Here is a 13,865-nt window from a genome sequence, read left to right as displayed (position 1 = left end):
GGTGAAGTCAACCGCTTACGTCTCGCGGTGGACGTCCTTGTGGATGATGACGTCTGCGTGGGGGTAGGCGTCCAGGATCGCCCTGCGCAGGCTTGCGCCGATATCATGCGCCTGACGCAAGGACTGTTCGCCATCAAGCTCGATGTGAAGATTGACGAAGACGCGGCTACCCGCCGTGCGGGTCTTGAGGTCATGGTAGCCGCGCACGCCCGGCCAGTCGGCGGCAATCTTGCCGATGCCCTCGATGATCGCGGGGTCGGCAGCGCGGTCCATCAGCGCGTCCCAGGCGTCCTTGCCGATGCGAAGCGCACCGATCACCATGACGGCGGCGGCAGCCAGCGCGACGACCGCGTCGATGGACCCGATGCCGTAGCGCCTGGAAGCCCAGAGCGCGCCGATGGCCCCGAGACTGGGCAGAAGGTCGCCCAGATAGTGCAGCCGGTCGGCGGCGACGACCTTGCTGCCGGTTCGGCGGGCGACGCGGCCCTGCCACCAGACCAGCAAGAGGGTCAGCATGATCGAGATGACCATGACGAACAGGCCGCGCCCTTCAGAGGCAAGCTGGTGCGGGGTGTCGGCGGTCAGACGCCGGACGGCGGTCCAGCCGATCACGCCAGAGGAGATCAGGATGAAGGCCGATTGCGCCAGCGCCGTCAGATCTTCGGCCGAGGTATGGCCGAAGGCATGGTCCTCGTCGGCCGGGCGGGCCGCGTAGACGATTGCGGCGGCGGCGCCAAGCGACATCATCAGGTCAAGCGCAGAATCGGCCAGCGACGCGGCGATGGACAGGGCCCCGGTCTCGGCCAGGGCCCAAAGCTTCAGCGCAACCAGAACCCCGGCAACCAGGACCGATGCCAGCCCCGCCGAAATCGCGAGTCTGGCCCCCCCCTTCCGATCAATCGACAACTTCGTCTTCCTTCACGCCCCAGATCGCTGCCTTGCGGATCCAGCCGCGCATTCCATCCAGAGAGACCCGGCACCAGGCCGGGTTACATTCGAGGACACGTCCGATGACGCCCAGTTCGGCCTGGGCGACCACGGTCGAGCCGTCCCCTGGCGCGTCGTGCAGCTCGGCCATGTCAAGGGTGACCAGGGCGGTGCGGACGCCAGAAAGGAGCGAGTAGTGGACCCAGCCCCCCGCGCCTTCAAAGTCCTCGACCCGGCGCCAGTTCTCGAATTCAGCGGTGATCTTCAGGGGCATGCCCGCACGGGTGAAGACCCAGTCGATCCGGTGGGTCAGGCCCGGGCCGCGCCGTGCGTTGCCCTCGGACCCCTTCAGCGAGACGTATCGGGGCAGGGGAAGGTTCGTGACGCAGCCGATGTCGGGCTGGCACTGCTTTTCCGGGGGCTTGTCGGAGACCGTCGGCGCGTCGGTCTCTGGCGCGGCGGTCTCTGGCGCGGCGGTCTCTTGCGCGGCAAGGGTCGTGCCCGAAAGAGCGCCCAGAAGTGCCAGAACCCCGACCAACCGTTTCATCTTGCCGCCTTCCGGGATGCCGTGCGGTGCATCCGTGCCATTACCGCTCTACCTGGGTCTTGTGCATTGCCCCGCTTGGCTGCACCTTGCCCCAAGGACGCCGGATTTGGAAGTGTCGGGGAGAGTGCCATGCCTGCCAGCCGCCTGACTGTGGTCGTGACGCGACGGCTGCCCGAGGTCGTGGAGACGCGGATGAAGGAGCTCTTTGACGTCGAGCTGCGCGACCCCGATGTGGCGATGACGCGTGAAGAGCTGGCCGAAGTGATGCGACGGGCCGATGTGCTGGTGCCGACGATCACCGACACGATCGATGCGGGCCTGCTGGCGCAGGCGGGCGAGACGTTGAAGCTGATCGCCAATTACGGGGCGGGGGTCGATCATATCGACGTGGCGACGGCGCGGCAGCGGGGAATCCTGGTGTCGAACACGCCCGGTGTGACGACCGAGGACACGGCGGACATGGTGCTGGCGCTGATTCTGGCCGTCACTCGGCGGATTCCGCAGGGGTTGCAGGTGATGCAGGCGGGCGGCTGGACCGGCTGGTCGCCGATGGCCAACCTGGGCGGGCGTCTGGGCGGGCGGCGGCTGGGAATCCTGGGGATGGGCCGGATCGGGCAGGCCGTGGCGCGGCGGGCCAAGGCCTTCGGGTTGCAGGTGCATTACCACAACCGCAAGCGCGTCCGCCCCGAGATCGAGGCCGAACTTGAGGCGACCTACTGGGAAAGCCTGGATCAGATGCTGGCGCGGATGGATATCGTCAGCGTGAACTGCCCGCATACGCCTTCGACGTTTCACCTTCTGAACGCGCGGCGGCTGAAGCTGATGAAACCCTCGGCCGTGGTGGTGAACACCTCGCGCGGGGAGGTGATCGACCAGAACGCGCTGACCCGCGCGCTGCGGGCCGGGGAACTGGCGGGGGCTGGGCTGGATGTCTACGAGCACGGCACCGACATCAACCCGCGGCTGGTGGAACTGCCGAACGTGGTGCTCTTGCCGCATATGGGGTCGGCCACCATCGAGGGCCGCATCGAGATGGGCGAAAAGGTCATCATCAACATCAAGACCTTTGCCGACGGACACCGCCCACCGGATCAGGTTGTGCCGGGTATGTTCTGAAAATACAACCTGTAGGAGATCATCGGCGGATTCCTGTGGAGAAACTGTTTCTTCGACGTTGGGTTGATTGCCTGATGATTCGGGTCGCACTAAGGAAGTCAGGCAAGTTTGTGACATGCACGTCACGTTCCTGCGAGATGAGGAGAACGACATGTTGAATACCTTCAAGGCGGCGCTGGTCGCAGTGACAGCGCTGTCCGCATCGGCGGCCTATGCCGGTGGTCCGGTCATCATCGAAGAAGGCAACGACGAGCTGATCGCCGAAAACCCCGGCAGCCGGATCGGCATTCTGCCGGTGATCGGTGCTTTGGTTCTTGTTTGCCTGATCGTGTGCGGCGGTGGTGACGACGATCCGGTGCCGCCGACCGAGGGTGATCCCAAGGAGTTCTGACTCCAGCTTCCGGGTGAGTCGTAAGGGTAACTGAACGGTAGAGGGGGCGGCACCTGCCGTCCCCTGCCATTTCTGGACATCGCAGTCAGCGGGCCTGACTGGGAACACCGTCTGCAACGCACCGAAACCACGGCCATTCTGTTGCATTAAAGCCAAAACGCCGGACTCATTCGTCACAGTTTTTCACGAATCCGTTGTGCCCAGAGCGGCACTTGCCTTAGCGTCCGAAGCTGTGTTCCCCCGGGCTGCCCGGAAATTAGAAAGGAAATGCCATGAAGAAGTTTCTTGCCCCGATGTTGGCGGCTACCATGATCTCGTCCGCTGCCTTCGCCGGTGGCCCGATCATCGTGGAAGAAGAGCCCGTTGTCGAGGCTGCCTCGCCGCGTTCGGGCTGGATCGTTCCGGTCGTGGTCGGCCTGGTCCTGATCTGCGCGATCGCCTGCGGCAACGACGACTGATTTTGCGATCAACACCGGACGTGTTGGTTGAACGGCAGCGCCTCAGGCGCTGCCGTTTTCATTTGGGCGCACCAAGTCTTGAACAGCCGGGATGATGCATCTTTGGCACAGGTTGCGTCTGAGGATGCGACATTCGGGTTTCGACCACTCATATTCCAAGCTGACCTGTGTTATGCGAAACGAGGGCCGGTAACGACCGGTCACGACATCAAGGAAAACACAGAATGACCAAGATCGCATCGAGCATCCTCGCCCTTACCCTTGCCTTCAGCTCGGCCGTTTCGGCTGGCGGCCCCATCGTCATCGTCGAAGAACCCCAGCCGCAAGTCGTCGCTGACAGCCCGCGTTCGGGCTGGATCGTTCCGGTTGTTGTCGGTCTGGTGCTGATTTGCGCCATCGCTTGTGGCGACGACGAATAATAATCCTTTCTGACTGACGTCAGAACGGGCCCCGGTCTCCATCACGGCGACCGGGGCCTTCTTCATTTCAGATCCCGTTGATCGGCACCTTCAGATAGCGCTTGCCGTCCTCGTCCGGCGGGGGCAGGTCGCCGCCGCGCATGTTGACTTGCAGCGACGGGATGATCAGCTTTGGCATTGCCAGCGTCTTGTCCCGCGCGACGCGCATTGCGACGAACTCCTCGCGCGTTCTGCCGCCGCCGACGTGGATGTTATGGGCCTTTTCTTCGCCAACGGTCGTTTCCCAGCGAATGTCACGGCCATTCGGGCCGTAGTCGTGACACATGAAGAGCCGCATCTGTTCGGGTAGGGACAGGACTTTCTGGATGCTGTCATAAAGCTGACCGGCATCGCCGCCGGGAAAGTCCGCCCGGGCCGAGCCGCCGTCCGGCATGAAGAGGGTGTCACCGACGAAGGCCGCGTCACCCATCACATGCGTCATGCAGGCGGGGGTGTGTCCGGGGGTATGCATCGTGAAGCAGGTCATCCCGCCGATCTGGTAGGTATCGCCATCGTCGAAAAGCCGGTCGAACTGCGAGCCGTCGCGCTGGAACTCGGTCCCTTCGTTGAAGACCTTGCCGAAGGTGTCCTGAACCACGGTGATGTTGCGCCCGATGCCGATCTTGCCGCCCAGCTGGCGCTGGATGTAGGGCGCGGCCGAGAGGTGGTCGGCGTGGACATGCGTCTCGATCAGCCATTCGAGCGTCAGGCCCTTGTCCCGGACATAGGCGATCAGCTCGTCGGCGTGGTCGTAGGTGATGCGCCCGGCGGCATAGTCGATGTCCATCACGGAATCGACAATGGCGCAGGAATTCGAGGCCGGGTCCTTCACCACATAGCTGATGGTGTTGGTCGCGGGATCGAAGAAGCCCTTCACTTCGGGCTTCACGGACAGGTCAACCTTGATGGTCATGGACATCTCCTTTGGTCAGGCTGGCTTGCGGGCGGGAAACCGGCTTTGCAGCACGCGCGCCAGAAGAAGGCCGCCGATCAGGGCGGCAAGGAAAAGAAGGACCGTCGGATCGCCGGTGCCAAGCGCGGGAAGCGCGCCGCCGGGGCAGAAGCCGGCGATGCCCCAGCCCACGCCGAAGGTGGCCGAGCCCAGGACCAGGCGACGGTCGATCAAGCGGGTGTCGGGCAACTGGAAGTGCTGCTCCATCGCCGGGGCAGGGCGGCGGAAGACCAGCCGGTAGCCGGGGATCGCAACGCCAAGTGCCCCGGCCATGACGAAGGCGAGACTCGGGTCCCAGGTTCCGGCGATGTCGAAGAAGTTCAGCACCTTGGCCGGGTTGATCATGTCGGAAATGGTGATGCCGAGGCCGAAGATCAGGCCGATGGCGAAGGCAGCAAGAAGGCGCATCACCAGCCCCCCAGCAGATGTCGGATGACAAAGACCGTAGCGATGGCAGTGGCCATGAACGAGGCTGTCGCCACCAGCGACCGGCGCGAGAACCGCGCGATGCCGCAGACCCCGTGGCCCGAGGTGCAGCCGCCGCCGTAGCTGACGCCCACCCCGACGATCAGACCGCCAAGGACGACGCCCCAGTTCGGCACCGGAAGATCGATCACCGGCAGCTCACCCGTGACCAGAAGCCAGGCGAGCGGTCCGGTGGCCATCCCGGCGATGATCGCAGCACGCAGCGACCAGTCGGCCGGATCGGTGAATCGCAAGAGACCGCCCAGGATGCCGGTGGCCCCCAGGATGCGGCCGTGCAGGGCCATCAGAAGAACGGCCGCGAGGCCGATCAGTGCGCCTCCCCCCAGTGAGGCCCAGGGGGTAAAAGCTGTTTCCATGCAACCCTCAGATCTTGCAGGTGTTGATCCCCACCAGCCGGTAAAGCGGGCAGAAGCCCACGGCGGCGGTGCCCAGCATGATGACACCAACCGCTGCCGCTGCCCAGACCGTCCAGCCCGAGAACCAACCGAGGGCAAACGCACCAGCCAGCGCCAGGATCCCGATCAGTGCGCGCAAAGCCCGGTCCACTGTTCCAACATTCCGTCCCATATCCGACTCTCCTTGTTCTGGATGAGTGGAGTCTGCCACGAAACCGCGGCCCTGTCGGTGACTAGGTCACAGAGCGCGACAGCCGCTCCAGACCTGCGCGCTGGGTGATCGAGATTTCCCCGCGTGCCGTTTCCACCCAGCCCCTGCGCTGGAATTCGCCCAAGGTCCGCGAGATGACCTCGCGCGCGGTGCCAAGCTCGACCGCAAGCGCCTGATGCGTGGCCTGGATGATGCCGTTCTGTTCCAGGTCCAGCAGGCGTTCGGCAAGCCGGACGTCAATTCGCTGGAAGACGATGTCGTCGATCAGCGCAAAGAGATCAGCGATCCGGCGGGAATAGGTCCGAAAGACGAAGGTGCGGAACGCGACCGATCGCGCGGTCAGATCGTCGAAGACCGAGCGGGGAATCGCAACGGCCTCGACCTCGGTTTCGGCGATGCCTTCGGCGGCATACTCCTCGTCCGCCAACATGCATGCGGTGGTCAGGATGCAGCTTTCCCCGGCGTGGACGCGGTAGAGAAAGACCTCGCGTCCGGTGTCCGAACCGTGCTGGACCCGCACGCTGCCCTGCAAAAGCAGAAGCATGTTCTGCGCCCGCTGACCGGCTTCGAACACCCGGGTACCGGCGGGCAGATGAACCACGCGGCTGCGCGCGACAAGATCGTTGCCGACAGGGGTGGGCAACTGGCCCAGGTCGGCGAAGCGCTGGAGCCAGGACATCTAGGCGCGGATCCGGGCGCCGGTCGGGTCGTAAGGCGGGGTGAGCGTGATCTCGGCGGACGTCTCGTCGCCGGCGATGACCAGCGCGTAGCGGCCTTGGCTTACCCAGTCCGGGGTGACGCCCCGGTCATTTCGGACATAGCCGTAGCCGATGCTTTTCCCGACCGTGTAGCCGTAGCCGCCCGAGGTCAGGTACCCCACGGGCTGACCGTCGCGCAGGATCGTCTCGCGTCCCAGAAGGACGGCCTGGGGGTCGGCGACGGTGAACCCGACGAAAAGCTTCGGCAGCGGCTGGTCCTGGCGCGCAATCAGCGCCTCACGGCCAAGGAAGGGACGGCCGGATTTCAGCTTGACCGCCCAGCCAAGTGCCGCCTCGAAGGGCGTGTCGTTCGGTGTGATGTCAGAGGACCAGGCGCGGTAGCCCTTCTCCAGCCGCAAGCTTTCCAGTGCACGGTATCCCACGGGTTTCAGGTGCGGATCGGCGGCCATCAGAGCGTCGTAGACCGTGCCAAGGGCGGCAATGGGGACGTGCAGTTCCCAGCCAAGCTCACCGACATAGGTCACTCGGAGGGCGCGGACCGGGACCCCGGCGATGGTAATCTCGCGCGCCGAGCCGAAGGGCAGGGCAAGGTTCGACACGTCCGCCGTGGTGACCTTGGACAGGATGTCGCGCGCCTGAGGACCCATCAGCGACAGCGTGCCCCAGTCTTCGGTCACATCGCGGAAAGTGATGCCGGTGGCGGGCAAGTGGTCCGCGATCCAGCCGAAGTCATGGGTGCGGAAGCCAGTGCCGGTGACGATGTAGAAGCGGTCCTCGGCCAGCCTTGCGACGGTCAGGTCGCACTCGATCCCGCCGCGCGAGTTCAGAAGCTGAGTATAGGTCAGCCGGCCGATGTTGCGCGCAACGTGGTTGGCGCAGATCGCTTCCAGTGCCTCGGCCGCCGTGGGGCCGGAAAGCTCGTACTTGGCGAAGGAGGACTGGTCGAATACCCCGGCAGACGCGCGGACGTGCCGGTGTTCCCGGCCAACGGCGTCGAACCAGTTCTGTCGCCCCATCGAGTAGACGTCCTTCGGGTCCACGCCGGGGGGCGCGAACCAGTTAGGGCGTTCCCATCCCAGTTTCGACCCGAAGACCGCGCCTGCCGCCTTAAGCCGGTCGTAAAGCGGCGAGACGATACGGGGGCGGCCAGAGGTGTATTCTTCATGCGGGAACGCGACGCTGTAGTGCTTGCCATAGGCTTCCAGCGTCCGTTCGGCGACCCAGGAACGGTCGCGGTGAAGGGTCGAAAAGCGGCGGATGTCGACCGCCCAGAGATCCAGGGGCGCTTCGCCCCGCATGACCCAGTCGGCAAGGACCCAGCCCGCTCCGCCCCCGCTTGCAATGCCGAAGGCGTTGAAGCCTGCACCCACATACATGTTCGCGCACTCGGGCGCCTGGCCAAGGATGAAGTTCCCGTCCGGGGTGAAGCTTTCCGCGCCGTTGATCATCTGCTTGACGCCGACCTCGGCCAAAGCGGGGATGCGGGCAATGGCCTGTTCAAGGTGCTGGCCGAAGTGGTCGTAGTCGTCGTCGAAGAGCCGGAACTCCCAGTCTTCCGGGATGTCGCCGGTGACCCAGCCCTGCGGGTTCGGCTCGTAGCCACCCATGACCAGACCGCCCACCTCTTCCTTGAAGTAGGTGCGCCGGTCGGGATCGCGCAGGGTGGCCGCGTCGGGGGCGAGGCCGGGGATCTTCTCGGTCACGATGTACTGGTGCTTCACCGGGTGCAGCGGCACTGCGACCCCCGCCATTGCACCGATCTGCCGCGCCCACATGCCGCCGCAGTTGACCACGGTGTCGCAGGCGATATTGCCCTGGGGCGTCTCGACATGAGAGATCCGGCGGCCGTCCATCTTGAAGCCGGTGACACGCACCCCCTCGACGATCCTTGCGCCATGCATCCGCGCGCCCTTGGCCAGGCTTTGCGTGATGTCCGAGGGACTGGCCTGCCCGTCCGTCGGCAGCCACGAGGCGCCGATCAGGTCGGAGGTGTCCATGAGCGGCCACATGCGCCTGACCTCGTCGGGTCCGATCAGCTCCATCTCCATCCCGAAGCTGCGGGCGGTGGTGGCAAGCCGCTTGAACTCGGTCCAGCGGTCGGGCGTGGTGGCCAGCCGCAGGCAGCCGGTCATCTTCCAGCCGGTGTCCAGACCGGTCTCGGTGGCCAGGTCCTTGTAGAGGTCCACTGAATACTTGAGCACTTTGGTGATCGAGGCCGAGGAGCGCAGCTGCCCCACCAGCCCCGCTGCATGCCAGGTCGACCCAGAGGTGACCTTCCCCTGCTCCAGCAGCAGCACGTCAGCCTTGTGGTCGCGGGCCAGGTGGTAGGCGGTCGAACAGCCGATGATACCGCCGCCGATGACGATGATCTGGGCTTGGGCAGGAAGTGACATTTCTGGGTATCCCCGTGTTTGCGCCCGGCTGTCCCAAGCATCCCGCCCGCGTCTGCCGTTTCCGGCAGGTTAGTGCGGGCTTTTGCGGAACAGAAGCCTTCTCTGCCGGTGCGCGCACCGCTACCTTTCCACTTGCCCCCGCACCGACGCCCCGATAAACGGGCAGGCGGAGACGTGGCCGAGTGGTCGAAGGCACGCCCCTGCTAAGGGCGCAGACCCGAAAGGGTCTCGAGGGTTCGAATCCCTTCGTCTCCGCCAACGCGACTTCGGTCGAACCTTCTCTGGCACCGAACGCTCGGTTAACGATTTCCAACCCGAACCGATGTAGGTTTCCTTCAACTCCAAGGGGAAGCCATGAGTTCATTCGCCAGTTTCAGCCAGGTCATCCGTCATGGCGGTCATGCAAGCATCATCCTGAGCCTGCTTGCTGTTGAACGGTCGCTGGAGCTAAAGCAGTCGTGGCCTGACCCGACCAGCGTTGATGCTTTTGAGCAGCGCCTGCGCGAACTTGCTGCTGAAAACTGGTTCGGCCTTGCAGCAGCCCTTCGGCGGGCTGGCATTGAGGCCGACCCAGCCGCAGAAGACATCGAGGCCGAAATTGGTCAGGCGCGGGCGACATATTCCGATCAGGCTTCCGCGATCCTGTCAGCTGGCGACCCATCTGTTTCCGAAGCAGATCTCGCCACATTGTCGGATTGGCTGGCGCGGCGTTTCCTGACCGAGATCAATGAACGGCGTCAACGTGACCTGGGAGTGACCCACTACATCTGGCGCACCCAAGACGATCCCAAAGTTCGAACGACGCATGGCGAGCGATGACAGACTCTTCTCTTGGGATGACCGCTTCAGCGACGGGCACCCCGGCCATGGCTACAACTGCCGCTGCACGGCCGAACCTGCAATCCTGGACGGAGCAATCCTGCTGACAGAAGTTACGCTTTCGGAAGGCCTGTCGAACCGGATCGCCGATGCGCAAGGAGCAGGTTTGGCTGATGCGGCGGCTGAAGCGGCAGCGGGCGGGGTCGAGACGCTTTACTCCACAATCCGGTTCTCCTGGCTCGGCTATCGGCGGCTCTTCGGAGTCATCACGCCCGAGGAAGAGGTCGAACGCCTTGCAATGCGCGAAGGGCTGATCCGGACCATCGACACGATCATCAACCTTGATGCCGAAACTGCACATAGCATGGCCGAGGCGTTTGTCGACTACTTCGACGCGCGCCATGCCGACTTGCGCCCGCTTGACCTGGAACACCGTCTGGGGCTTGTCCCGGAAGGTTCCCTAATGAGCGCCTACCGGCAGGTGGCGTAACTTGATGCGTCGGTGACACTTGGGGCCACTGCCCTGACCACCGTTGCGTCACGTTTGGGAATTGGTGTGGCGCGCCTGCGGCCGCGAGATACCATCGTTGCCTTGCGCACGGCTGCCGCGCGCTATGACGGGATGCTCAGCATGCGTCGAGCTTCCGTTGCCACCTATGTGTCTCGACGCTTTGCGGACCTGTCCACCCAAGGCCACGGTCCGCAACGCCATGAAGGTGCCGTGACAAGGGCGATGCTTGAGGCGCGTGTTCTGCGCGGGATAGACCCGATGACTGGAACACGTGTTGATGGCGAAACAGGGGGTCGGCATCGAGCGCCACGTGCAGCGTCGAGATTTACCTCGCCCGAAGCCTTTGTGGCTGCAGAAAACTATGTTCGCAGTACGCCTGAATATCGCGCTGCGCGCGACGCGGCACTGTTTGATCCGGCATATCAGCGCGGAGCTTTTGAGGTCGTCGTCAGAATCGAAGATGCTTTGGGACTCAATTTGCTTACATCGGTGGAAGGGGTCATGCGCATCGGCCACCGCAGCGGCCCTGTACCCCTAGCCGCGATGGATTTCGATGGCGGCCTCGTCATTGCTCGTTTCAGAATTGCCGCCGATGGCGAGCCGCAGCTCGTCACGATGCTTCCGGTTGGGAGGCGCGAATGACCGTTCCGTACGAATTCATGATGACAGCTCACCTGTTTCTGCACACTGACAATTATCAACCGCATGAGTTGAAGGCGGCAGTTGCGGAAAAGTCTGAATGGATCGAGCGCGTCCAGCGGCAGTTTGACGAAGTGCTGCGAACGCGTTCGGTGACAGTTGACTGGTATGCAGATCATGCCAACGAATTGTTTGATGACGAGGAAACCTTGTACCGCTATCTCAATGAGGTCTACGACTACGTGTTTCGGGACGGGCCCTGGCCAGTGACTGAAAGTTGACGACCGCCCAGAGAAGGTTGGACTGCAGTCGCGCTCCCGCCGCCATTTGCCCTGATACATGGCATATCATTGGACGTTCTCTTCGCCCCCTCATGATCGTGCCCGACGTTCTTGGAATATTTGATTGATGGCAGCAGCCAAAGGTTCGCAGCGCCGACTGGCTGAGCCAGGGTGAGGCGGGCGGGCGTTTTGTGGTGGGCGCGTTCAAAGCTGCGCAGCTCGCCTTGCAAGTCCTCACAATGGCGCTGCAAATCATCGGGAGCTTCTGCAGCGCAAAGGGTTCTGTAAAGCGGCAGACGAGTGGTAATCTCGTTATAACGATCCCGACCGGCGCAACGCGATCACCGAGCAGCGGCAGTCTTCACCGAATGGAACCCGACGGCGGCGGGGGATATGGAGGCGCTGTTCTCGATCCGGGACATGAATGGCGATAGTCGGCGGTGGGGGTTTCCACGGTGGACAAACGCGGATGGATGTTTGGAATCAACGGGCTGGTCGCGGGCGTTAGGGATTTGGAGAGGTTTGACTTTCCGACTTTTGGGGCGCGCGCGTGACGGGTGAAAGGTGGTCGCCCTGCGGTTGATATTCTGGTTCTGGGAGGGGTGCTGCTGTAACTTCGTAACAGTGGGTGTGGGCTATTGCATGGAACCACTTGGCTGAGTGAGGGTGGGGGCCGTAAAATATTCCTGTGGGAAAGTGTCAGGGAGGATTGACAGCTCACGGTTGTGGGAGGTCTGGTGAGAGCGTGGTTAACGGGTCGGTGCGCGGATGGACGGGGTTGGAGTCAGGGGTGCGGGGAGTGGGGTGTGGGCTGGGGGCCGAAGGTTGGGTTTGGTTGACGCGACGCCAAGTCTCTACCATCATCATCCGCTACCTTTCTCCAAAAGACTTTTACAGACTGAGCAAGTACAGTTTTCAGATGCGACCACCCTGCATCGCCTCCAAAATTCTTTATTTGCGAAATATTGCACTGAAATGCAGCTTCCGGCGTGCTTGCGTGGGAAGCTTGTAGCGATCAAGGAAGCAGCAGGGTCCGCAAGAGTCTCCACGCAAGTAATAATGGAGACGATAAATTGAGGCGTAGGCTGGATACCGTTCTAGCCTCCCTGGCAATGTCGAGGAAGTTTCCATTCTTGAAGCTTCTTCCAAGCACCTGCGAGAACTTATCTGAAAGGCTTGAAGTCACAATCTTTTACGGGCCGACAGGAACGCCCGTGCGTTATCGAGTAAAGAAGGTTAATGGGACTTCTGATGGACTTTCTGGAAGCGATACTCTTATTTCGATCACCTTCCCTGCTCCGGATATGGGCTTTCGGCATTTTCTTACACCTCGCGAACCTAATGAGCGATTCTCTCTTGGTAGGTATGTTTGCTCATGGATGAAGGGCAAGCCGTTGCTAATGATTTACGACGATATGACTTTCCTTATCACCACAACTGAAGCACTCGCCCTAGATCGGCTAATATTTGGAAGCGCCGATCCAATCTGGACAGGAGAGACACATGGCCGAGACTGACGTTGACTATGGGTGGCTGGACAGCGCTGCGGACTTCTTTGGCGTTACGGGTGCTGGTTTTGGGGTCCTGTACGCTTCTGGCGGAGTGAAGGGCGACTTCTACGGAAAGTACGAGATTTCCTATAATATCGGCCTAAAGGCCGATGTGAAGCTTCCACCGGTATTTAGCGGAAGCGTCGAGTATCGACCTACCAGTTGGGATGGTGGGTCTTTGCGAGTAACCGGTGGTGCTGGCTTGTTTAAGCAGGAATTTACTTACAGGCACACAACGAACTCTCAAGGAATGGTTACCGAGGACTATGGTTTCAAAGTCAAATCTCCTGGTGGAAGCATCAGCATCTTCGGCGGAGTGTTCACTGACGAAGATACAGCGCTAGGTTCCGTGTTAAGCTTCTCCTACGATACTCGCAATTGGAAGAAATTCTCGAAGTTTGTCGACATGTATGCAGAATACGTCGGCGCTCCGTTGGCGGCTATCGAGAAGGGAATTGGATTGGGCGCTGAGGTGCCCCCCGGCGGGCTTCAGTGGAGTCTTAATTTTTCGTTCACGCTGAGAGCAGACATTCTTTCAAGGGATTTGACGCCACAAGTCGGAGAATCATGGAGCGATAGGCGCGACCGCGCGCTGGGGACTCCCGGTGAACCTGGCTATCTTGGCGACAAGTATGTTTCGAGCGAGATTGTCAACCAATACGTTAATTCATACGCCTCTGGCGATCTTCAGAAGGCCGCCAAGGTCCTAGTTTCTGGATACAACGGCGTAGCTATCACGGGGGACAAGAATTTCTATCCAGATGCAATCCTTCGAAAGCAGGCTGGCTATGAAGGCGGAACCGGCTCTGGATCAACATTGATTTCGAAAAGCAGTGGAACCTCGTCTACTAAGAAGCAGGAGAGCTACGCCGACAAGTACAGCGGCTCTGGCGGCGGCGGCGGGGACTCGGGCAAAGCCGGGTCAGCTGTTTCCAGCAAGTCCACCTCGTCCAGCAAGAACGAATACGGCTACGAGAAGACCACCACGACCACGACCTACAAGTCTGGTGTC

Annotated in this window: 17 protein-coding genes and 1 tRNA gene; 10 read left to right on the top strand and 8 right to left on the bottom strand. The window is 62.1% G+C overall.

The window, feature by feature from the left end:
- Positions 1–15 precede the first annotated feature (15 nt).
- Together Q8M85_RS12195 and Q8M85_RS12190 are read right to left on the bottom strand one after the other, a co-directional pair.
- A complete protein-coding gene (locus tag Q8M85_RS12195) occupies positions 16–906 on the bottom strand; it encodes a cation diffusion facilitator family transporter (RefSeq protein ID WP_305544821.1) in 891 nt (296 codons plus the stop codon).
- On the bottom strand, positions 896–1,474 hold the full coding sequence (locus Q8M85_RS12190) for an SH3 domain-containing protein (RefSeq protein ID WP_305544818.1): 579 nt from the start codon (positions 1,472–1,474) through the stop codon (positions 896–898). The genes Q8M85_RS12195 and Q8M85_RS12190 overlap by 11 nt, the downstream gene beginning before the upstream one ends.
- A gap of 129 nt (positions 1,475–1,603) precedes the next feature.
- Between Q8M85_RS12190 and Q8M85_RS12185 the strand changes: the two genes are divergently transcribed.
- The 4 genes from Q8M85_RS12185 (at position 1,604) to Q8M85_RS12170 (ending at position 3,858) form a co-directional block, all read left to right on the top strand.
- Complete coding sequence (locus Q8M85_RS12185) at positions 1,604–2,590, top strand: D-glycerate dehydrogenase (protein WP_305544816.1); 987 nt, start codon at positions 1,604–1,606, stop codon at positions 2,588–2,590.
- A 115-nt stretch (positions 2,591–2,705) separates the two neighbouring features.
- Positions 2,706–2,981, top strand: coding sequence for a hypothetical protein (locus Q8M85_RS12180; protein ID WP_305544814.1), 276 nt, complete (start codon positions 2,706–2,708; stop codon positions 2,979–2,981).
- A 272-nt stretch (positions 2,982–3,253) separates the two neighbouring features.
- Positions 3,254–3,439, top strand: coding sequence for a hypothetical protein (locus Q8M85_RS12175; protein WP_305544811.1), 186 nt, complete (start codon positions 3,254–3,256; stop codon positions 3,437–3,439).
- Positions 3,440–3,663: 224 nt separating this feature from the next.
- Positions 3,664–3,858, top strand: coding sequence for a hypothetical protein (locus tag Q8M85_RS12170; protein ID WP_305544808.1), 195 nt, complete (start codon positions 3,664–3,666; stop codon positions 3,856–3,858).
- Between the two features lie 67 nt (positions 3,859–3,925).
- On the opposite strand, the gene Q8M85_RS12165 is transcribed toward Q8M85_RS12170, so the two are convergent.
- From Q8M85_RS12165 to Q8M85_RS12140, 6 genes are all read right to left on the bottom strand, one after another.
- The gene (locus Q8M85_RS12165) at positions 3,926–4,810 is read right to left on the bottom strand and encodes an MBL fold metallo-hydrolase (RefSeq protein ID WP_305544805.1); all 885 of its coding nucleotides are present in this window, start codon (positions 4,808–4,810) and stop codon (positions 3,926–3,928) included.
- 15 nt (positions 4,811–4,825) lie between these two features.
- Positions 4,826–5,257 carry a YeeE/YedE family protein gene (locus Q8M85_RS12160; RefSeq protein WP_305544802.1) on the bottom strand — a complete coding sequence of 144 codons (432 nt, stop codon included), beginning with the start codon at positions 5,255–5,257 and terminating at the stop codon, positions 4,826–4,828.
- Positions 5,257–5,691: a YeeE/YedE family protein gene (locus Q8M85_RS12155; RefSeq protein ID WP_305544799.1), complete on the bottom strand. Its 435-nt coding sequence runs from the start codon at positions 5,689–5,691 to the stop codon at positions 5,257–5,259. Before Q8M85_RS12155 ends, Q8M85_RS12160 begins: the two co-directional genes overlap by 1 nt.
- Positions 5,692–5,698: 7 nt before the next feature.
- On the bottom strand, positions 5,699–5,902 hold the full coding sequence (locus Q8M85_RS12150) for a DUF2892 domain-containing protein (RefSeq protein WP_305544796.1): 204 nt from the start codon (positions 5,900–5,902) through the stop codon (positions 5,699–5,701).
- Between the two features lie 61 nt (positions 5,903–5,963).
- The gene (locus Q8M85_RS12145) at positions 5,964–6,620 is read right to left on the bottom strand and encodes a Crp/Fnr family transcriptional regulator (protein ID WP_305544793.1); all 657 of its coding nucleotides are present in this window, start codon (positions 6,618–6,620) and stop codon (positions 5,964–5,966) included.
- A complete protein-coding gene (locus Q8M85_RS12140) occupies positions 6,621–9,053 on the bottom strand; it encodes an FAD-dependent oxidoreductase (RefSeq protein WP_305544791.1) in 2,433 nt (810 codons plus the stop codon).
- Between the two features lie 168 nt (positions 9,054–9,221).
- Between Q8M85_RS12140 and Q8M85_RS12135 the strand changes: the two genes are divergently transcribed.
- From Q8M85_RS12135 to Q8M85_RS12110, 6 genes are all read left to right on the top strand, one after another.
- A tRNA-Ser gene (locus Q8M85_RS12135) sits at positions 9,222–9,311 on the top strand.
- 96 nt (positions 9,312–9,407) lie between these two features.
- The gene (locus Q8M85_RS12130) at positions 9,408–9,872 is read left to right on the top strand and encodes a hypothetical protein (protein ID WP_305544788.1); all 465 of its coding nucleotides are present in this window, start codon (positions 9,408–9,410) and stop codon (positions 9,870–9,872) included.
- On the top strand, positions 9,859–10,362 hold the full coding sequence (locus Q8M85_RS12125; RefSeq protein WP_305544785.1) for a hypothetical protein: 504 nt from the start codon (positions 9,859–9,861) through the stop codon (positions 10,360–10,362). Before Q8M85_RS12130 ends, Q8M85_RS12125 begins: the two co-directional genes overlap by 14 nt.
- A gap of 12 nt (positions 10,363–10,374) precedes the next feature.
- Positions 10,375–11,025, top strand: a complete 651-nt coding sequence (locus tag Q8M85_RS12120; RefSeq protein WP_305544782.1) for a hypothetical protein — start codon at positions 10,375–10,377, stop codon at positions 11,023–11,025.
- Entirely contained in the window at positions 11,022–11,303 is a 282-nt protein-coding gene (locus Q8M85_RS12115; protein ID WP_305544779.1) for a hypothetical protein, read from the top strand. Before Q8M85_RS12120 ends, Q8M85_RS12115 begins: the two co-directional genes overlap by 4 nt.
- A 1,503-nt stretch (positions 11,304–12,806) precedes the next feature.
- Positions 12,807–13,865, top strand: a 1,059-nt coding sequence (locus Q8M85_RS12110) for a hypothetical protein (RefSeq protein ID WP_305544776.1), incomplete at its 3' end; no start/stop codon positions are given.

It is taken from the genome of Tabrizicola sp., assembly GCF_030694085.1.
Classification (GTDB): domain Bacteria; phylum Pseudomonadota; class Alphaproteobacteria; order Rhodobacterales; family Rhodobacteraceae; genus Tabrizicola.
This window is presented reverse-complemented; position numbering and strand designations above follow the sequence as displayed.